The organism is Lysinibacillus sp. NPDC092081 (assembly GCF_044755845.1).
Lineage (GTDB): Bacteria > Bacillota > Bacilli > Bacillales_A > Planococcaceae > Lysinibacillus.
This window is the reverse complement of record NZ_JBIVRU010000003.1, coordinates 259,037-278,563: the sequence shown is the minus strand read 5'-3', so window position 1 is coordinate 278,563 and position 19,527 is coordinate 259,037. Positions and strand designations below refer to the sequence as shown.

The 19,527-nt window shown below is 39.8% G+C and carries 18 protein-coding genes and 1 riboswitch; of the genes, 1 reads left to right on the top strand and 17 read right to left on the bottom strand.

Translation table 11 applies throughout. The annotated features are described in order from the left end of the window. Positions 1–103: 103 nt before the first annotated feature. From ACIQLB_RS08635 to ACIQLB_RS08555, 17 genes are all read right to left on the bottom strand, one after another. On the bottom strand, positions 104–1,915 hold the full coding sequence (locus ACIQLB_RS08635) for an ABC transporter ATP-binding protein (protein ID WP_400723805.1): 1,812 nt from the start codon (positions 1,913–1,915) through the stop codon (positions 104–106). Beyond that, the gene (locus ACIQLB_RS08630; RefSeq protein WP_400723802.1) at positions 1,912–3,645 is read right to left on the bottom strand and encodes an ABC transporter ATP-binding protein; all 1,734 of its coding nucleotides are present in this window, start codon (positions 3,643–3,645) and stop codon (positions 1,912–1,914) included. Before ACIQLB_RS08630 ends, ACIQLB_RS08635 begins: the two co-directional genes overlap by 4 nt. 277 nt (positions 3,646–3,922) lie before the next feature. Then, positions 3,923–4,963 carry a ribonucleotide-diphosphate reductase subunit beta gene (locus ACIQLB_RS08625; protein WP_400723799.1) on the bottom strand — a complete coding sequence of 347 codons (1,041 nt, stop codon included), beginning with the start codon at positions 4,961–4,963 and terminating at the stop codon, positions 3,923–3,925. 12 nt (positions 4,964–4,975) lie between these two features. Then, complete coding sequence (locus ACIQLB_RS08620) at positions 4,976–7,189, bottom strand: ribonucleoside-diphosphate reductase subunit alpha (protein ID WP_400723796.1); 2,214 nt, start codon at positions 7,187–7,189, stop codon at positions 4,976–4,978. 161 nt (positions 7,190–7,350) lie between these two features. Continuing rightward, positions 7,351–7,538, bottom strand: a riboswitch (cobalamin riboswitch). Between the two features lie 110 nt (positions 7,539–7,648). Further along, the gene (locus tag ACIQLB_RS08615; protein WP_400723793.1) at positions 7,649–8,332 is read right to left on the bottom strand and encodes a hypothetical protein; all 684 of its coding nucleotides are present in this window, start codon (positions 8,330–8,332) and stop codon (positions 7,649–7,651) included. Beyond that, positions 8,329–8,823: an ECF transporter S component gene (locus ACIQLB_RS08610; protein WP_400723790.1), complete on the bottom strand. Its 495-nt coding sequence runs from the start codon at positions 8,821–8,823 to the stop codon at positions 8,329–8,331. The genes ACIQLB_RS08615 and ACIQLB_RS08610 overlap by 4 nt, the downstream gene beginning before the upstream one ends. 159 nt (positions 8,824–8,982) lie before the next feature. Next, entirely contained in the window at positions 8,983–9,375 is a 393-nt protein-coding gene (locus ACIQLB_RS08605; RefSeq protein WP_400723787.1) for a bifunctional adenosylcobinamide kinase/adenosylcobinamide-phosphate guanylyltransferase, read from the bottom strand. Beyond that, complete coding sequence (locus tag ACIQLB_RS08600; RefSeq protein ID WP_400723784.1) at positions 9,324–9,923, bottom strand: histidine phosphatase family protein; 600 nt, start codon at positions 9,921–9,923, stop codon at positions 9,324–9,326. The genes ACIQLB_RS08605 and ACIQLB_RS08600 overlap by 52 nt, the downstream gene beginning before the upstream one ends. After that, on the bottom strand, positions 9,896–10,672 hold the full coding sequence (gene cobS / locus ACIQLB_RS08595; RefSeq protein ID WP_400723781.1) for an adenosylcobinamide-GDP ribazoletransferase: 777 nt from the start codon (positions 10,670–10,672) through the stop codon (positions 9,896–9,898). The genes ACIQLB_RS08600 and cobS overlap by 28 nt, the downstream gene beginning before the upstream one ends. 40 nt (positions 10,673–10,712) lie before the next feature. Further along, a complete protein-coding gene (locus ACIQLB_RS08590) occupies positions 10,713–11,288 on the bottom strand; it encodes a bifunctional adenosylcobinamide kinase/adenosylcobinamide-phosphate guanylyltransferase (RefSeq protein ID WP_400723778.1) in 576 nt (191 codons plus the stop codon). 11 nt (positions 11,289–11,299) lie between these two features. Next, on the bottom strand, positions 11,300–11,917 hold the full coding sequence (locus ACIQLB_RS08585; protein WP_400723775.1) for a histidine phosphatase family protein: 618 nt from the start codon (positions 11,915–11,917) through the stop codon (positions 11,300–11,302). A gap of 2 nt (positions 11,918–11,919) precedes the next feature. Beyond that, on the bottom strand, positions 11,920–12,999 hold the full coding sequence (locus ACIQLB_RS08580; RefSeq protein ID WP_400723772.1) for a pyridoxal phosphate-dependent aminotransferase: 1,080 nt from the start codon (positions 12,997–12,999) through the stop codon (positions 11,920–11,922). Then, positions 12,986–13,942 carry an adenosylcobinamide-phosphate synthase CbiB gene (gene cbiB, locus ACIQLB_RS08575; RefSeq protein WP_400723769.1) on the bottom strand — a complete coding sequence of 319 codons (957 nt, stop codon included), beginning with the start codon at positions 13,940–13,942 and terminating at the stop codon, positions 12,986–12,988. The genes ACIQLB_RS08580 and cbiB overlap by 14 nt, the downstream gene beginning before the upstream one ends. Continuing rightward, on the bottom strand, positions 13,939–14,622 hold the full coding sequence (locus ACIQLB_RS08570; protein ID WP_053596943.1) for an adenosylcobinamide amidohydrolase: 684 nt from the start codon (positions 14,620–14,622) through the stop codon (positions 13,939–13,941). Before ACIQLB_RS08570 ends, cbiB begins: the two co-directional genes overlap by 4 nt. A 218-nt stretch (positions 14,623–14,840) precedes the next feature. Continuing rightward, the gene (locus ACIQLB_RS08565; protein ID WP_049665861.1) at positions 14,841–15,023 is read right to left on the bottom strand and encodes a hypothetical protein; all 183 of its coding nucleotides are present in this window, start codon (positions 15,021–15,023) and stop codon (positions 14,841–14,843) included. 436 nt (positions 15,024–15,459) lie between these two features. Next, a complete protein-coding gene (locus tag ACIQLB_RS08560) occupies positions 15,460–16,818 on the bottom strand; it encodes an aspartate kinase (protein WP_400723765.1) in 1,359 nt (452 codons plus the stop codon). A gap of 888 nt (positions 16,819–17,706) precedes the next feature. After that, positions 17,707–18,459 (bottom strand): glucose 1-dehydrogenase, encoded by a 753-nt coding sequence (locus tag ACIQLB_RS08555; RefSeq protein ID WP_400723762.1) that lies wholly within the window; start codon positions 18,457–18,459, stop codon positions 17,707–17,709. A gap of 291 nt (positions 18,460–18,750) precedes the next feature. On the opposite strand from ACIQLB_RS08555, the gene ACIQLB_RS08550 reads away from it, so the two are divergent. Continuing rightward, a complete protein-coding gene (locus tag ACIQLB_RS08550; RefSeq protein ID WP_400723759.1) occupies positions 18,751–19,371 on the top strand; it encodes a TetR/AcrR family transcriptional regulator in 621 nt (206 codons plus the stop codon). The last annotated feature ends 156 nt before the right edge of the window (positions 19,372–19,527 follow it).

The following is a 19,527-nucleotide window of genomic DNA, read 5'->3' as shown; positions in this document are numbered from 1 at the left end:
TGAAAGGATAAACAATAAAAATAAATTTCCCATAAATTTTTTGCAGAAAATAAAAAAACTGTCTAATAAGTTTTTACAACCTTAATAGACAGCCTTCTATATGTTATTCTACTTGCTCAAGCAAAAGTTTTTGCTGGAGATTACTATAGATACCTTTTTTTTGCATGAGCTGATGGTGATTACCTTGCTCAACAATTTCACCTTGTTGAATAACAAGAATTTGGTCAGCATTTTCGATTGTTTTTAGACGGTGCGCAATGACAAAGCTTGTGCGACCCTGCATTAAATGCTGCAGACCTTTTTGAATATCGACCTCTGTTTGCGTATCCACACTGGATGTGGCTTCATCCAAAATTAAAATATCCGAATTTTCTAAAATTTCCCGGGCAATAGCTAATAATTGTCGTTGGCCTTGACTTAAGTTTGCCCCACCTGCCTGTACAGGTGTATCATATTGTGCTGGTAAATATTTAATAAAGTTATGGGCATTCGCGATTTTTGCCGCTTCTTCTACCTCTTCATCTGTAGCATCAAGTTTACCGAAACGAATATTTTCACGAATCGTTCCAGAGAATAAATAGGTATCCTGTAGTACGACACCTACTCTTTGACGGATCGTTGCCATTTTGTAATCCTCGATATTGTGACCATCAATCAAAATTTCACCTGCATCGACATCATAAAAACGAGTTAACAAATTGATAATCGTTGTTTTCCCTGATCCGGTTGGACCGACAAGTGCAATAGTTTCACCCGCCTTGGCTTGGAAGCTAATATTTTTCAGTACTGGCTTCTCTGGCACATAGCTGAAGGATACTTGTTGAAATGACACATCCCCTTTTAAACTTTGACAATCAATGGCATGCTTTTTATCAGCTATTTCCGAAGTTTCATCTAAAATTTCGAAGACTCGTTCTGCCCCAGCAATCGCCGACTGGAAGGTATTCAAAAGGTTAGACAGCTGATTCAGCGGACGGAAAAATTGACGTGTATACGTGACAAATGCGGCGATAACCCCAATTGAAACGATCCCTTTTACCGATAATAATGCCCCTGTGCCAATAACAACAGCTAAACCTAGGTTATTCATAAAGTTATTAATGGGACCAAGTAGACCTGAAGTAATTTCTGCTCGCTGTGCCGAGTTACGGAGACTTTCGTTCTGTTGATGGAACGTCTCAATCGTTTGTTTTTCTGTTCCAAAAAGCGTTACAACCTCTGCGCCCGTAATCATTTCTTCAATAGTACCGTTAAGCTTCCCTAAATCACGTTGACGTGCTGCATAGTTTTTACTACTACGTTTGACAATTTGCTTCGTCGTAAAAACAATTAGCGGAATAATGATTAGTGTCACGATTGCTAGTTGCCAGCTAAGAGAGAACATAGCAATACTAACACCAATTACCGTTAGGACCGACGATACGATTTGTGTCACACTTTGTGCAAGTGCCGTATTTAAATTATCGATATCATTCGTCACACGGCTCATTAAATCACCGAGTGCTCGCAGATCGAAAAATCTCAGTGTTAACGTTTGTAGCTTTTTAAACAGTTCAAGTCGTAATGTTCGAATTATTTTCATCGCTACATGAATCATGACATACGTTTGTAGCCACGTAAAAATAGACGCTGCAGTATAGATAACTGCAAGCACAATACCTAGACGAATCGTACCAGCAATGTCCTTTTTCATAATATATTCATCAACGATATGTCCGATTAAGTACGGTCCTGCTAAGCTTAAAAATGTTGAAGCTACTACAAAAAATATAGAGAAATAAAGTCCTATTTTTTGCTGTTTCACATAGTGCCACACACGAGAGATCGTGGCTTTTTGATTTCTAGCCTTTTCAGCTGGCCCAGCCATACGTGGCCCACGTCCAAAATTCATTTGCTTTGGTTGACTTTTACTCATTGTTGTACACCAGCCTTTTGCTGTGAAGCGTAAATTGCTTGGTAGTGATTATTATTTCGCAATAACTGTTGATGTGTACCTTGACCAACAATTTCACCATCCTCTAATACTAGAATCAGGTCCGCCTGTTGAATAGAAGCAATTTTAGACGCTACGATAAACGTCGTTGTGTCATTATATTGATCGCTAATAGCTTGTTGGACATGTTTTTCAGAGGCACTATCAAGAGCAGAAGTTGTATCATCTAGCACTAAAATGGCAGGCTTTCTTACGAGTGCACGTGTTAACGTTAATCGTTGCTTTTGACCGCCAGACAGATTTGTGGCCCCCTGTGAAAGTTCATGTGCTAAGCCTTTATCCAGTCGGTCCACAAATTCAGTAGCACATGCTGCATCTAGAGCTTGCTGTAATTCCTCTGACGTTGCATCCTCTTTACCAAGACGGATATTGTTGTCAATTGCACCTGAGAACAGTAATGCTTTTTGGGAGGTAAAGCCGATATGTTTACGTAAAGTGGATAATGCATAATCTTTTAGAGGCTTTCCATCCAAGTGTATTTCTCCACTCGTTGGGTCAAATAAACGTGGTAAAAGCTTGACTAGCGTTGATTTTCCACTACCTGTTTTTCCGATAAGACCAACAGTTTGCCCGGGCTTTACGGAAAATGTAATATTTTTCAGTACATCTTCAGCCGTTTCATAATAACGATAGTTCACATTGTGAAAGTCAATCGCTCCTTGAATTCGCGATGTAAGTGGATTTTCTGCTTCCTTGACCGCTACTTCTTTATTTAAGACGTCTACGATACGCTCCCCTGAAGGAATAGCACGTGCAATTTGCATTAGCACCATGCTAGAAGTCATCAATCCATTTAAAATAATCGTTAAATAGTTTATAAAGGCGAGAATGACTCCAACCTGTAATGTACCGACTTCTACTTTAATAGCGCCTAGCCAAAGCGCTGCGACAATTCCTAGATTGACAACGAACATCGTAAATGGCACGAGCACGCCAACAATTTGTTCAGCCGTAATAAAGCGTTTCGTCAGCGTATCATTAAGACCACCAAATTGTTCAATCTGTTGCGTTTCTCGACGGAACGCCTTAACGACACGAATCCCCGCTAAATTCTCCTGAAGCTTCGTATTGACACCATCAATTGCCTCTTGCACTCTACGGTACAGGACACCTGAGTACTTTGTGAAAAAGTACATCGCAATAATTAATATCGGCACGATCATAAGTAGTATGGAAAATAGCTCACGTGCTGTTACAAAAACAATAATGACGGCTCCAATAAATAATAGAGGACCCCGCACAAAAATACGCAATGTCATCATAAACGCACGCTGAACGCTTTCCACATCACTCGTTAAAATCGTAATAAGCTTCCCTGTTGTAAAAGCGTCACGTTCCTTTGCCGAATACGTCATCATTTTTTCATACAGTGACTGACGAACATCCGATGCAAAATGGATGGCTGCCTTCGAACTATAATAGGAGCAGCCAATCCCACCAACAAGTCCGAATACCGCACTCATCAGCATCCAGACGAACATTTTCAGCACATACGGATTGTCGCCATTGGCAATACCCGTATCAATCATATGCTGCATAATCGTTGGCTGAAGTAAATCCATCGTTACCTCTAGTACCATTAATAATGGTGCAATCAAGGTAAAAAATTTATAGGGCCCTAAAAACCCTCCTAACTGTTTAATTGCCTGCATTCTTTCGACTCCGTTCTATTTAAATCACAATCATTAATAATTATAACTGAAAATCATTCTCAAGTGGAATTTAATTTTTCGTGTCTCGTAATATTCGGGACATGAATGATAATTTATGTAGGTTTTGGCAACTGTAGCAATTGTTCAAGCTCCTTTGCAGTTCTTCCTATTTGATGTGCCTCTCCTCTTCTGACCTGAGCATCTCCCCCCCCTTGATCCGATCACTCACACCAAAAAAACACCTCAATGTTATTTCAACATTGAGGTGTATCCGTCATTACAAATCATCAAAGCCGTTATCTTCTACATTGACCTTCACATATTGACGAGAACGTTGCTCGAAGAAATCGGTTTTCCCTAAGTCAACATCTTCATATGCTTTAACCCACTTCAATGGATTTTTGCGATAGCCTTCAAATGGACGCTCTACGCCAAGCTGATTACAGCGTACATTGGCATAGAAATGTACATAATCGTGCACATCTTCGACATCGAGGCCTTCAACTTTATCGCCAATTACTTCATTGGCCCAATCGATTTCTAACTGAACGGCTTCACGGAAGATCTCTTGGACACGAGCTGCTCGTTCAGGTGTATCGTATTCAGGATATTCCTCTAATAGCTCCTGATAAATCTTCACAAATAAATCCACATGTAGCTGCTCATCGCGATTAATATAATTAATCATCGTTGACGTGGCCACCATTTTTTGATTGCGCGCTAAATGATAGAAGAACGCGAAGCCAGAATAGAAGAATAAACCTTCTAAAATCACATCATAAACAATCGCTTCTAGCATATTTTCAACAGTTGGTTCCTCTGAAAATGCATGGTAGCCCTTAATAACGAAGTCATTACGTCGCTCTAGCACTGGCTCTGTACGCCAAAAATCAAACGTACGATCCTGCTCATCTTTGTTCACAATACTTGATAGCACATAGGAATAAGAGTGATTATGGATTACCTCTTGCTGCGCTAAAATAATCATGAGTGCATTTAAGCTTGAATCTGTTAAATAATCTGCTACTTTCCCAGCAAAATCTGTTTGTACACTGTCTAATAGTGCTAGCAAGCCAATGATTTTTAAAAAGGATTCCTGTTCATCTGCTGATAGCCCTGGAAACTGTTTGACATCATTGCTCATATTAATTTCAAACGGTGTCCAGAAGTTACCTAGCATTTTTTTATACTTTGGATAAGCCCAGCTAAAACGGACATCATCCCAGTTTAAAATGTTAGAAGAGCGTCCGTTGACAATTCCTGTTGAACGGTTCGGTGCATCCTTATCCATAATTTGTCGTTTTGTAATAGTTGTCATTGTTACTTCCTCCTAGCTCGCGCAAGACTCACATTCTAGCAATTCTACAGACGTCGAGCGCACATAATAAGTCGTTTTCACACCGCTCGCCCAAGCATTCATATGCAATGCTAGTAAGTCTTTCGCCTTAATCGTATTTTGAACATATAAATTAAGTGAAATGCCTTGGTCGATATGACGTGCTCGTGCAGCATTTTGCTTGATTGTCCAATTTTGATCGATGAAATAAGCAGATTTATAATACCAAGTCGTCACTGGTGATAGATCAGGTACGGTTACTGGAATTTTGTAATCCTTCTTCTCCTCCGAATAACTCTTTTGGAAGATTGGATCAATCGTAGCCGTACTACCTGCTAAAATGGATGTTGATGAGTTCGGTGCAACCGCCATTACATAGCCGTTACGCATACCTTTTTCAGCAACCGCGGCGCGTAACGCGTTCCATTTATGACTGTCATAGCCACGTTTGTCAAAATACGCACCCGTATGCCAATCTGAGCCTTCAAATAATGGGTAAGCTCCTTTTTCACATGCCAAATCGTTAGAAGCACGAATCGTTAAATACGCAATTTCCTCATATAGCTTGTCCGCAAATTCTACAGCTTCCTCAGACTCCCATTGAATTTCTTTCAAAGCTAATAAATGGTGCCAGCCAAATGTGCCAAGTCCAATACCACGGTAGCGTAGGTTCGTACGCTCTGCTTGTTTTACTGGAATTGTATTAAGAGCAATAACGTTATCTAGCATACGTACTTGAACTGGGATCAATCGTTCTAGAACACCAGCCGGTACAGCTCTACCTAAATTAATAGATGATAAGTTACATACCACGAAATCTCCAGGCTTGCGACGTGTTACGATGACATCATCCTCTAGGGTAATAGACTCAAATTCAGTAGATGACATATTTTGGAAAATTTCTGTGCACAGGTTCGAGCTGTAAACCATCCCCTCATGCTTATTCGGATTCATACGATTTACTTCATCTCGATAGAACATAAAAGGCACGCCTGTTTCAAGCTGTGAGCGCATAATACGCTTCATAATATCAATGGCTGGTACGACTTCACGACTTAACAATGGATTCGCGATACATTCCGCATATTTAGTACGGAAAGAGCCGTCACCCTTTTTCTCATCGTAGTAATCCTCTAGTGAGTAGCCCATGATTTCTCGCACTTCATGTGGGTCAAATAAATGCCACTCCCCACGTGCCTCAACAGTTTCCATAAATAAATCCGGTAAGCACAGCCCTGTGAAAATATCATGGGCACGCAAACGCTCATCCCCATTGTTTAAGCGTAAATCTAAAAACGTAAAGACGTCTTTATGCCAAATATCTAGGTATACAGCAATAGCTCCTTGTCGTTGACCTAGCTGATCGACTGAAACCGCCGTATTATTAAGTTGTTTAATCCATGGTAAAACGCCACTTGATGCACCTTTAAAGCCTTTAATAGATGAGCCTCGGCTACGAATTTTGCCCATATAAACACCAATGCCACCGCCGTACTTCGATAATGTTGCGACATCTGTATTCGTGTCATAAATACTTTGTAAACTATCATCTACTGTATCGATAAAGCAGCTAGATAGCTGTCCATGTGTTTTACCAGCATTCGATAATGTTGGTGTGGCAACAGTCATATATAAATTACTCATCGCCCAATACGATTCACGTACTTTTTCTAAACGATTTTCTGTTTCATCCTGCATCAGGGTCATCGCAATGACCATCCATCGTTCCTGCGGTAGCTCCACTGGTGTTTTCGTGTAGTCACGGACTACATAGCGGTCCATTAATGTTTTTAAGCCAATATACGTAAACAACTCATCTCGACTTGATTCTAAATAAGAAGCGAGTTCCTGAAGCTCCTGCTCACTATACTTTGTTGTTAAACTTTCATGATACAAACCAGCTTCTGTATAGTGTGCTAAATGTTCTGGGAAAACTTTATAAACATCCTTCACTGAAACACCACGGCGCATTGCAAATTGATCATATAACTTTTCTAAATAAATTTGAGCTGCGACAAATGTCCAGTATGGCTCCTCTTCATCAATGAGGCTAAGCGTTTGTAAAATCATCGCATCTGCCCATGCTTCAAATGTGGCATTGTCGTTTTTTCGTAGCCATCGATCCGATAACCTTACAAAACTTTCGAGTTCATCCTCCGTGTAACTTTTCTTGAGCTTAGTCATTTGCTGTTCAATTTGAATTGTCATGTAACATTCTCTCCCTTTCCTTCTACAGCAACACAAAAAGCGATCACGCAACATTTATCGGTTACGTGATCGCTGTAAAATCGGAAATGGAAATGAAGGACATGCACACAAAGAAGTGAACAAATCTTTCGCCTCCACTTCTCAATCCCCGAAGAATGTGTTGCTGTCTTGAACAACTCGGCAGGTCTCCTGGCTCATGCTTCCTCCAAACGATGGCCTTCCCGTTCTTCACAGTGGCCTAATCATCATTTGTCAGCATTTACAGTTGCGGGGACAGCTTCGGCCTAAGATGACTCTTTTTCCGAATTCCCTTTTAAACCATATTGGTACCGCTTGTCCAAAATACTATATATTGTGTTTTAACTCCTAAACAAATCTAACATATTGTGTTTATTGTTGCAATAGGCGTTTTGCCCCTTGCACGTTATAAAGTGCTACATTTTCTCGAAGCAAGCCCAATTACAATGCAGTTTTACATAGTTTTTCAAAATTTCTAGGAAAATTTTTTTGTGCTTGCTGCTCTTTTTCTGGCTGTATTCCTAGCAAAACTACTGCACATGGACCAGCCGATTTCTCAACATCTAATGAACTTTTGACCTGTTGTTTGCCAAAAAGTCGGGTAAATTCTGCTTGCAGACCTTTTGATCCAACTGGCCATATTTGCTGCACTATTTCCTCATTCCATGCCTGAAAAATGGGTTGCAGCTGTGCGACATCTTCAGGCTGTGCAAGGACTTCATTGCCTACAAGTGGCAGTCCATAGGTGTACCAACTTAGTTGCTCAAGCTTAGTTGCTGTGCGTTTCTGTTGCTCACCAAGCATCGTTACAGACAACCCTGATTGTAAAGTGGGCATATTGGACTCTGTGCTACCGTCTATTGGCGGACAACTAAGACCAGCCTCATCAAAAACCTGCTGAATGCCTGCCACATAACGAGACCATGCAGCATCCCCTGAAAAATTAGCGAGTAAAATATGGCTTGGTAAAGCATTTGCAGCAAGCTGCTCTAAAAATGTAACACGTGCCGTTAAGTATGCCGTTAGTTTGTCTGAAGCAGCCACAACATCTTGTGGCTTTTCACCAATGGCTGCGGCATTGTCAGTTGTAGCAAATAGCTCACCTATTTTTATTGCATTTCTCAATGGACTCGACCTTCCTTACGCACAAACACCTTTGAGAGAATTGGCATCGCAACCGCAACGATCACTAAATTTATGAGTGTTGCCAATGGAAGGCTAGTCAGTGACGTCCAGTAGAATGCCGGACTAATGATAAAGTAAAATGGTAAAGGTGCCACGACACCATTTAAAATAAGTGCCACAGGCCATTTCCAGAAATGCATTCCTTTTTTATGCATAACCCCAAAGACCCATACAACCATAAACATTTCTACTGCGATAATAATATGTAGTGGTCCATAGGGGAAGCCAGTAGTTAAGGCTGAAATAAAATGCCCAATGACTCCCGCAACCCCAGCTAATACTGGAGATAAAAATACAACACTCAACAATGCAGGTGCAGAGTCAAGCGCTGCAGTTGAAATAAATGTTGGAATTTTAATGACTGCACCCACTGCACAAATTGCCGCTACCATGGCAGTGAGCGTCAATTTCATCAATCTTTGTCGATCCATCCCATTTCCTCATTCCTTTAATATTTGGCTCGTCATTAAAACGTTGGGTTGATTTCCATTCCAGCTAGGTGCGTCCGACTAATCCCAAGGAGTCGCCAGCTTTCACCCCAATCATGTCATCCCCAACTTTTAATGAAAAGCCTACTTTATAAAACTATATTATTTGATTTGTTCCCCGATACCGTACCAAATGCGTATGATTTGTTCGGCTTCAGCAAATAACGCCTGGTACAAACGTCCACATGTATCACGCAACAATCGTGCCTGTTTTTCCATTGGCACAACTCCACGTCCCATATCGGTCACTATTATATAGACGGCACAATTTTCTTCAAGAGTCTTTAGTCTTGTCAAAATGGTTTTGACAAGGGGTTCATCCTCCTCAAGATCTTGTGTCACGAGCCACTTCTCTATGTTTTTAATAACTAGTACATCACAGGCTGGGCTGCCATCAGGTAGATTGCCATCTACTAGCTCAACTTTTTGACCTGCAAGCAATTTCATAACATAGTCGGTTTTTCCACTATAGGCTCCTCCGATAAAGACATGCATCTCGCTCCCTCCCCCCAAGCCTTTCTTGTAAACGTTAAAGAAAACATTTTATCATGCGGTGATTGATATGACCAAAAAGATTGCTCAGTCGGTGCAAATTCTACAAGAAGTGCTCGAATCACTCCACCATGGACAACGAGATGATAAACATCTTCACCTTTTGGTAACTCAGTAAACCCTTCAATGACACGCGCACAAAAAGCATCAAAGCCTTCCCCCTTTGGAGGCGGTGACTGTACGGGATCATCTAACCATGCACAATAACGACTATCCGTTTTTAAGTCCTCATATGTTCGCCCTTCAAATTCACCGAAGTTCGACTCTCGAAATCTCCTATCAGACACATATATTGCATTCGGAAAATAATGGGCAGCTGTTTCCCTACAGCGCAGCAAATCACTACCATACACCTTCGTGACATCTTGATCTACTGTAGTCAGTAAAGATGCATCAGCTAATGAAGAATCTGTCCAGCCGATATAACGCTTCTCCAAATTTTCCTTAGTTGGTGCATGTCTCATTAAGTGCACAATAACAACGTCACCCACAGCACAACCTCCATTCCTTCAATTGATGCACCGAGTAAATCCCCAGAAACGCCACCAAAGTTGCGCACTGTAAATTGACGAAAGACTAAAAAGGCAAACGCTAATACAGCCATCAACACAAATGGAACAATGGAGAAGCCTATGACAAACAACAAGCTACTATACGCCACAACTAATGTTAAAAGCATAAAGCAAATAAGTAATCCCGGCTTAATATGTGTTTTAAAAAAGTAGGCAAGCCCCTTTTCTTTTGAGCACTTGAGCGACATAAAATAAAAGCTCATGCCCACTCGTGTTAATAACGGAATAAACACTAGCATCCACAGCGCTAACTTATGCTGGACGAATAGCTCATGCAGTATGACAAATTTACTAAGCACTAAAAATAGCACAGAAAGCACACCAAATGCACCAACACGTGGATCATCTAAAATTTCAAGCCGCTTCTCACGGTCCCGATATGAAAAATAAGCATCCCCCATATCAATAAAACCGTCTAAATGTAAACCTCCCGTAAATAAAGCAAATAGTCCGATAATCACAAAGGAAAGCAAGATCTCACTGCTTGCCGTCCATTCAGTTAAACTATAGATCACCGTTGCCACTGCGGTGCCCATAAGAGCCCCTATCCATGGTAAAAAGGCGAACATCCCTGTTATAGTTGCCTTAGTTAAAGGAATTTCTTTATGTACCGGCAAAACTGTAAAAAATTGAAACGCAAGTTGTATGCTATGCCAGAAATTTTTCATCGCCTTGCCTACCTTCTTTTTATTTTCAAAGCGTCATATATTATTTCCATTTCTTTACGACACCATAATTTATTTCATACGCCTCATCTGCTATAGAAACGAACCATTGATGTAATCTCCCAAGCGTTTGTCGGTATAATTCTACTTCCTCGCTAGAATATGGGGGCTCATCGAATAATTCATTCGAGACGATAAAAAACGTCACCCTTTTCTCAAGTAACGTCCCTATCGCCTTTTTTAAATTATCAAGCTTCTGCACTAAACAACCAGGTTGTTCCACACAGGGAGTTCCCGTGTCAAAACCTTCGTAAAAAGCATTCGTCAGCCATGTTGTAACACAATCCCATAACACGACATCTCCATCGGACAGTTTATGCAATGTACCTGCGATGTCATAAGGTGCTTCTATCGTCAGCCACTCAATGTTTTGAGCACGTCTGTCTGCCTGATGGCGCACTATTCGCTTCTCCATCTCATGGTCCAACGCTACTCCAGAAGCAATATAAATAAGTTGTTGTGCTTGGTTAAACTCTGTTTGATAGTGAGTAACAGCCGCTTTTTCAGCAAAGTGGGATTTACCACTGCGTACTCCCCCTGTAATGAAAATCAGTGGCATCGTTACGCCTCCTATTGTAAATGTTGAATGTTCCCGATATCTTTAACGTGCCATTGCGATCCGACTTGTTCAATAATCGTGACACTTGTACCATTAATAAATGGTTCTGCCCACAACTGATTGATACTTCGCCCTAAAATGGCGTTAATGATGCATTTAATTGTTATAGCATGGGACACAATTAAAATATTGTTCTTGGGATATTTTTCTGCAATTTTCTTTAACGTAAACATTGCTCGTTCTGTTACCGTACCAAAGCTTTCCGTATGGGTTGCGACGAATTGTCCAGGATAATCGGTATATAGTTCATAATCAAGGCGATGCGTAGTCATAATGTTCTCGACTGTTTGTCCTTGCCAATCTCCTAAAAAAATCTCCCGTAAATTATCCTCATAATTGATTGGAAGCTGTCGATCACCTAGAAGAATATGCAACGTTTCCTTAGCACGGCCACTTGAACTGCTAAATGCAGCTGTAAAAGAGAAATTTTCCAAATGATCTCGGAGTTTTTCTGCATGTAAAATACCATTCTCGGATAATGGCGAATCTAACCATCCCTGTAGCCGATGTTCTTTATTCCACATCGTTTCGCCATGTCTCACTAAATAAAAAGTTGTCAACTTTCTCACCCCTAATTTGCGTTAAACCACGCTTGCAAACAATTCTGTAAATACGTCATAGCTGTAATATCTTTAATCCCAATGCGGAACCATTCACCATTTAAGCCCATAAAGTTTTTTGTATGACGGAGCACGACGCCCTTTGATAAACAATATGTAAAAAATGTATCTGCTTGCTGATTTTTCGGTAATGCAAAACATACATAATTCGTTACACTATTCGTCACCTGACAACCATTTTCTTGTAAATAGCTCTGCAGCGATTCCCGTTGATGTTTAGCATAGGCAATAGCTTGCTCACAATATACATGTTCATCTAAACAGCCTGTACCTATAACAAGGGCAAAGGCATTCAAATTCCAATGCGGTAGGATATTCTTTAGCTCAGTAACAATTACCGGACTTGCTACTAAATAGCCAAGGCGTAACCCTGGGATCGCATACATTTTTGTCATCGAACGAACGACGATCAGATGAGGGTTTTCTACCACATGCTGGATCAATGAATAAGCTTCATCTACCCAGTCAATAAATGCCTCATCAATAACAAGCTCACAATGGACCTTTGCACCGTGAGAGATTAATTCGAGAAGCTCCTCTTTCTTTGGAAGCACCCCCGTCGGATTGTTCGGCGTACAAATATATAAAGCATCTGCGTTCACCATTTCACGCTTCAGATGCTCCATCGGCAATGTGTAGTGAACAAAATCCTCTACAATAACAGGCACAATTTCAGCGCCTGCTGCTGTTAAAGTTCGTTCATATTCTGAAAACGTTGGATGTACGATAATAACACGCTTATTGGCGTAGCGTCTAACTAGAACACTAAAAAGCTCGGATGCACCGTTACCTAGTAATATAGAATCTTTCTGCACATCATGAAAAGCTGCCACCTTTGATAAAAACGGCTCACCGTCCGGATCTGGATAACGTTGAATAAGCGGATAAAACGTCCGCCAACGGGCCTCAACAAACGGGGGTGGCCCTGCCGAATTAACATTTTCGCTAAAATCATACACCTTTTCGGGCATATTTAGCCCTAGCTGATGATAAACATTTTGCGGATTTGCTCCGTGATTAGGTAATTGCAAAAATTAACACCTCCACTGCTAACATAACAAGCGTAAAGAGCAAGGTCGCAATACGCATATGAATCACAGACGTTGCAATATGCTCTTTTGTTAATGGAACTAATTTCTCGCCCATTATTGCTCGATAAGAAACGACACCCTGATATGTATTTTTTCCACCAAGCTGTACCCCTAATTGAACAGCTGTAGCTGCTTCTAAATAACCACTATTAGGACTTGGATGTTTTTTTGCATCCTGTGCCCAACGTTTTAAGCGCTTACCGAGAGATACGGTTGTTTCATTTTTCGTACCTAGCACCATCAATAAGCCAGTTAATCGACTTGGTATAAAATTGAGTACATCGTCTAGCTTGGCAGCAAACATACCAAAATCTTTATACTTTTCGTTTTTATAGCCGATCATAGAGTCTAACGTATTGACTGCCTTATAGCCCCATAACCCTATTGCGCCAAATAAGAAGGCATAAAATAAAGGAGCTGTTACCCCATCACTCGTATTTTCTGACACCGTTTCCACAACACCACGCACAATCTCATCTTCGTCAAGTTTCTCCGTATCACGGCCGACAATCCAAGAAAGCTTCACGCGAGCTTCAGCAAAATCGCCTTTGACGAGCGGTTCATAAACAGCCATCGCCGCTTCCTTCAAGCTACGCTGTGCTAGTCCAATTCCAATTAATAAGCCCTCAACCAAGATGCCAAATAGCAGACTTACCTGATAGCTTAGTAGCATAATGGCCGTCACAACAAACATCGTTGTGCCAACTACAGCGAGCGCCATCACCATGCCACGGAATTTTCTCATTCTTCCTTTATTCCATAATTCTGTTTGAGATTGAATGAGCTTCCCAATCCAGCGTACTGGATGAGGCATTTTAGGAGGATCCCCTACAATTAAATCAAAAACAAGCCCGATGATACAGGCAATCATCAGTACCATCATATAGGATTCTCCTCTTTATCTTTTTTATATTTTTGAATAGCCTCACGCATCGTTTCATAAACACCGTGGCCAATAACTTTTCCTAGCATCGTAATCGGTCCTGCATATTGATGGTAGTCACCTTCCTCTGTCGAGGCAATCAACAAGCTATCCGTTGAAGTACCTGTAGCTTGTGTACCCGTTGTTGGATCTGTTATGCCCTCATCCATAAGTGCCTTGACCTTTGCCTCTGTCGTAGAAATCATTGCCTGAAATAAAGCTTCATCCGACAATCTCCCATTTATTAGTACCCACGTATTAATTGTCCCAGCATGATACTGCTCCTGACGATGAAAGGCACGCGTAATATCGACGGCATTGCCAAGACCAGCCGTAATCATTATGACAAGATGAATTCCCTCATATGTAAACTCACGAATTGTTGCATACCTGGCATAGACAGCCGTCATCATCGCAACTGTATTGTCAATTGGAAAACCCTCAGACTTTAAAAAACGTTGTAATTCTACCTGTGGTTTGCGTTCATCATATGTATAGGGCACTGAACGATTCATCAAATGTGTATAAAAGCCAAAGCCCGGATTATGTACTGCCGAGGATACGACCTTCATCGGTGAATCTGTTTGGACGGCAACATAATGGTCGGAAATATGAATATCATCCTTACGTAGTACTGGCATTATCTCGCCTCCTATTCAATGGATAACAAAAAATAAAAAAACAAATTCTTACAAAGAAGAATTTGTACTGTTCATTTTTAAATTAATGATCTATCTCAAATTTGAACCTTTTGAATTTTGTACAGCATTACAACTTCATAATACTCAAATTATTTATTTTTTTGAAATTGTATCACAAATCCGTGTTTTATCACAATCCAATTTTGAGATATATTCCGTTATTGCCTTTGTTTTAAGGTTTTAAAACGAATAATGGATCCCGCGATGATAAATACCCAGCCAATTCCGATATAGACAATTTTCATTGTTTTTGTCGAGGACGGTAATATATCCATGATCGTTAAACAAACAAATAGTATGCCAATCATTGATAGAAACATGCCAATCGATAATTTTTTCAAAAGAAAAACCTCCAATCTAATATACGCCCTCGATTTTACCGTATTCTCGACAAAAAGAAAACACTAATCCAGTTCAAGGATTAGCGCCGTAAACGGGCAGTCATTTATCTGTACCGAAAGCTAAGCGTCAGGTACCAAGAATTCTACCCAAACATTTAGCGAAAGCAAAGAAATTAGGTAGGACATTAACTGCCCGTTCAGGGGGATGAAGAATCCCCACTTAATCAATTATGCCTCGGCATAATTGCGTCCGGAATCGGCTTTGTGCTTGCACAAAGAACTCCTTTCCGATTCCGTGACATCCGCCGGAGGCTTTAACTTATTTCAGCGAATGTTTGGGCACCCGCTGAAAAGTGACTTAAAACCGCATTCATCTCACCACCTATAAAGGTGGAAGACTTCTGCTGAAAGAAGTTAAAGGTTACACTTTATTTCCTTACACTCTCACATGTGCAAAAAATTCCCCATAAAGTGCTTGTAAAATTTGGTTTTCATATTCTTGTAGTACACCGAATACTAAACTAACTTCAGATGAACCTTGATTAATCATCTCTATATTTGCACCTGTTTTTGAAATCGCAGTTGCAGCACGTGCCGCTAGACCTGTGTTATTACGCATGCCTTCGCCTACAATAACAATCATAGAAAAACCATGACGCATTTGCACATCATCCGCATTTAACTCATTTTTCACACGAGAAAGAATTCGTTCTTCATTTTCTAGTGTTATTTGATTTGAACGCATAATGACTGAAATATCGTCTAAACCAGACGGTGTGTGTTCATATGAAATATTTTCATCTTCTAAAATTTGTAGAAGCTTACGGCCAAAGCCTACTTCACGATTCATCAAATATTTAGACACATATAAAGTTGAAAAGCCACTGTCCGCCGAGATACCAGTAACCGGACGTCCTGTCACAGAGCGTCTTGGCACGATACGAGTACCTGGGGCTGATGGATTATTTGTATTTTTTATGTTAACGGGCACCCCAATCTTGTAAACAGGCATTAGCGCTTCATCATGGAAAACGGAAAAGCCTGCATAGGATAATTCGCGCATTTCGCGATACGTAATTTCTTTAATTTCCACTGGATCATTCACAACTTTCGGATTCGCGGAAAACACACAATCCACATCCGTAAAGTTTTCATAAAGCTCTGCTTCAACAGCAGCTGCTAAAATAGAGCCTGTAATATCAGAGCCACCGCGGTCAAATGTACGCAGTATGCCCGCTTTAGTGTAACCAAAGAAACCTGGGAATACAATAATTTCCTTGGTATATTTTAGAGGCGCTAAATTTGCATATGCCTCTGGTAAAGCATACGTGCGTTCAGGTAAATCATTGACGACCAAACCCTCTTTTGGACTTACGTAGCGCGCCGGCATACCGATTGAATTAAAATAAGTAGCGATTAGCTTCGCGTTATTGTCTTCCCCTGCCGCTTTGATGCTATCGATAAATAATTCTTCATTCGATTTATCGCCTTGTACACGTTCACGCAAATCTTCAGCGATCACGTCACAAATTGTATAATCTAACTCCAAACCATCTGCAATCGCCATAAAGCGATGCACAACGATTTGCAATTCTTCTTCAATATCTTCATTTTTTAATGCTGCCATTGCTAAATTAATTAATAAATCAGTTACCTTTATATCGTCACCAGAACGCTTCCCAGGTGCAGAAACGGCTACGATTTTACGCGCCGGATTAGATTTTACAATGTTTGCTACTTTTTGAATTTGTTCTGCGCTTGCTACAGATGTTCCACCAAATTTACATACGATCATAACCATCAAATCCTAACTTTTTAAATTAAATGTATTCCTCCGAAAAACAATTGAATGTACACAGTGTACAAATTATCGCCCCCTACGTCAATACAATTTAAAAAATTCACGCAATTAATCGATAGAAAATGGACAATTTTCACACTGTTTGATTTATTATACGGATTTCGTATGAAATAGTTAAGGTTTTTGCAAATTTTTTTCGTAAATTTCCTATAATCGTACAAATATTCGTCTGAACTAGCTGAAATCATCAAATTTACAGAATTAATTTTTTATTCTAAATCTGACATGACAAAACAAATCACATCTTTACGAATATAAATGTGGATTTCAATATATACAATTTTGCTTATATAAAAATAAGATGTATCACTCCAACAGCAGGATGTAGATCATTATTACAACAAGTCGAAACTCTTCGGACGACTATCCCAAGCTGATTAGCGAATCAAGTTCATGCCCTTCTTTTCAAGAGTCGTAATAAAACCTAGCGACGAAGTGTACATCATGAAAGGTCGCTTTTGTGCATACTTAAATTAGCAAGTGTTTTTCAGCAAACTTGATTAAAATGTAGTGCCTTTCTTCTATATTAATTGAAGAAAACGCTTTCCCCATTATGATATGCAGAAAAAATTGTGATGTTTGTGCTATTTAGAATGATGTCAAGCAATTCTTTTTTTGATTTTCCAACTGTTTTATGCGGGGATTGCTTTGATTTGCGTAAGGCTGTATTCGTAGGAATCTGAGCAGTTTTTGGCGTGGCCCGCTCAGGTTTCTCTTATACCTGAGCGATTCTTTGTCCTCTTCGTCACGAAGATAGTCTTTTAAATAACAAAAAACTAGGCTCACATCCTATGTGAAACCTAGTTTTTATCTCAAGCTTAATTAAATAGCTGTCCAACCACCATCAATGACTAATTCTGCACCTGTCATAAAGCGTGATTCGTCAGATGCTAAAAATACAACGCCATAGGCTACATCCTCTGGTTCACCAAAGTATGGAAGCTGTGTATACGTTTTATAGAAAGGAAGACCTCCTCCTTCTTCCATCGTTGGTGCTGTCATTGGGGTTACGATGATACCTGGATGTACTGAATTTACACGAATTTTATCTTTTCCGTATTCAATTGCAGCTGATTTTGATAGTACTCGAAGTGCTCCTTTTGCAGCTGTATATGGACTAGTACCTGCCATACCTACAATTCCACCAATGGATGAAATATTAATAATTGAGCCACCACCTACTTTTTGCATTTCAGGAATTACATATTTCATGCCAATAATGCAGCCATTTAAGTTAATGTCCATTATTTTATTCCATTCATCCATTTCCATGTTGGCAATCGTTTTTGGTGAAGAAACACCTGCATTGTTAACAAGTACATCAACTTTTCCATATATTTTCACTGCTTCAGCAATGACGGACTTCCATTCCTCTTCAGATGTCACATTATGTTGGATCCCTATAGCATCCCCGCCACTTTCTTTAATTTCCTTTACTAATTGGTTCAATGCCTCTATTTGAACATCTGTTGCGATAACTTTTGCTCCCTCTTGAGCAAATAATTTTGCTTCAGAAGCTCCCATCCCCATTGCTGCTCCTGTAATAATGGCTACTTTTCCATTTAAACGTCCCATACTAAAACTCCCTTTCTAAAATCAATTTTGCCTCGGCATAAATGCGTCCGGAATCGGCTTTGTGTATACACAAAGAACTCCTTTCCGATTTCTGTGACATCCACTGAAAAAAATAATGACTAATTCATGAACATATTAACAATTAGTTGTATTATCGACATGGTGTCGTTAATATAAGTATATCCATCATCTTCAAAAGGGCAAACAACACATTTCATAGATTCGAAGCTTTATCAACGAACTTATAGCTAGTGTTGTAAAAATAGAAAAAATAAGACAGGGAGCTTAAAAATGTCGAATAAAAAACAGAAAATGGACCCTAGGGTTATGAGGACGCGTCAATTACTAAGGGACGCACTTGTAGAATTAATTGACGAACGAGGCTATGAAAAGATTACTGTACAAGATATTACAGAGCGAGCGACATTAAATCGCGCTACATTTTATTTACATTATAGTGATAAACTTGATCTACTCTATCAAAGCACAAAGGAAATATTGAATGATTTAATGAGCAGCCTTAACGTTAATTTTGATGACAAGATAGAATTTGATTTTTCAAAAGATGCAGAGGAGCCACACGATACATTTGTGCATTTATTCGAGCAAATTTCTTTAAATAGTAAATTATATAAAGTGTTTTTAACTGAAAATGACATTCCTTATTTCGCTTCAGGTTTGAAGGAAATCATCATTGATTTTGTCTCAAATGGGATAAATTCTATGCAGCCCGATGATAACAAACTTACAGTTCCACGTGAAATGGCTGTCAGATATTTTGCTGCCGCCTTTCTTGAGGTGATTGTTTGGTGGTTAGAAAATGATAGGCCTTATTCACCAAAATTTATGGCTACTCAGCTAATGAGGATTACAGTGAAGGGTCCTTATATTGACCTTCCTTCTGGAAAATAAAATAGTAAAACCATCCTTTAGTATCAAAAGTAAAGTAACTATATAAATAAAAAAAGAGAATTTCAAATAATTTTGAATTTCTCTTTTAAAACAAGATTAGATAATACATCTAAATCGCATTTCCCTACCAACCTGTTCCCCACTTAATACCTTGAT

Excerpts from the sequence above, each read along its gene's own strand:
- ACIQLB_RS08635 (WP_400723805.1), bottom strand. The coding sequence starts at position 1,915 with ATGAGTAAAAGTCAACCAAAGCAAATGAATTTTGGACGTGGGCCACGT.
- ACIQLB_RS08630 (WP_400723802.1), bottom strand. The coding sequence starts at position 3,645 with ATGCAGGCAATTAAACAGTTAGGAGGGTTTTTAGGGCCCTATAAATTT.
- ACIQLB_RS08625 (WP_400723799.1), bottom strand. The coding sequence starts at position 4,963 with ATGACAACTATTACAAAACGACAAATTATGGATAAGGATGCACCGAAC.
- ACIQLB_RS08620 (WP_400723796.1), bottom strand. The coding sequence starts at position 7,189 with ATGACAATTCAAATTGAACAGCAAATGACTAAGCTCAAGAAAAGTTAC.
- ACIQLB_RS08610 (WP_400723790.1), bottom strand. The coding sequence starts at position 8,823 with ATGGATCGACAAAGATTGATGAAATTGACGCTCACTGCCATGGTAGCG.
- ACIQLB_RS08605 (WP_400723787.1), bottom strand. The coding sequence starts at position 9,375 with ATGCATGTCTTTATCGGAGGAGCCTATAGTGGAAAAACCGACTATGTT.
- cobS (WP_400723781.1), bottom strand. The coding sequence starts at position 10,672 with ATGAAAAATTTCTGGCATAGCATACAACTTGCGTTTCAATTTTTTACA.
- ACIQLB_RS08590 (WP_400723778.1), bottom strand. The coding sequence starts at position 11,288 with ATGCCACTGATTTTCATTACAGGGGGAGTACGCAGTGGTAAATCCCAC.
- cbiB (WP_400723769.1), bottom strand. The coding sequence starts at position 13,942 with ATGATGGTACTGATGATTGCCTGTATCATCGGGCTTGTTTTTGATTTA.
- ACIQLB_RS08570 (WP_053596943.1), bottom strand. The coding sequence starts at position 14,622 with ATGCCAGTACTACGTAAGGATGATATTCATATTTCCGACCATTATGTT.
- ACIQLB_RS08560 (WP_400723765.1), bottom strand. The coding sequence starts at position 16,818 with ATGATCGTATGTAAATTTGGTGGAACATCTGTAGCAAGCGCAGAACAA.
- ACIQLB_RS08555 (WP_400723762.1), bottom strand. The coding sequence starts at position 18,459 with ATGGGACGTTTAAATGGAAAAGTAGCCATTATTACAGGAGCAGCAATG.
- ACIQLB_RS08550 (WP_400723759.1), top strand. The coding sequence starts at position 18,751 with ATGTCGAATAAAAAACAGAAAATGGACCCTAGGGTTATGAGGACGCGT.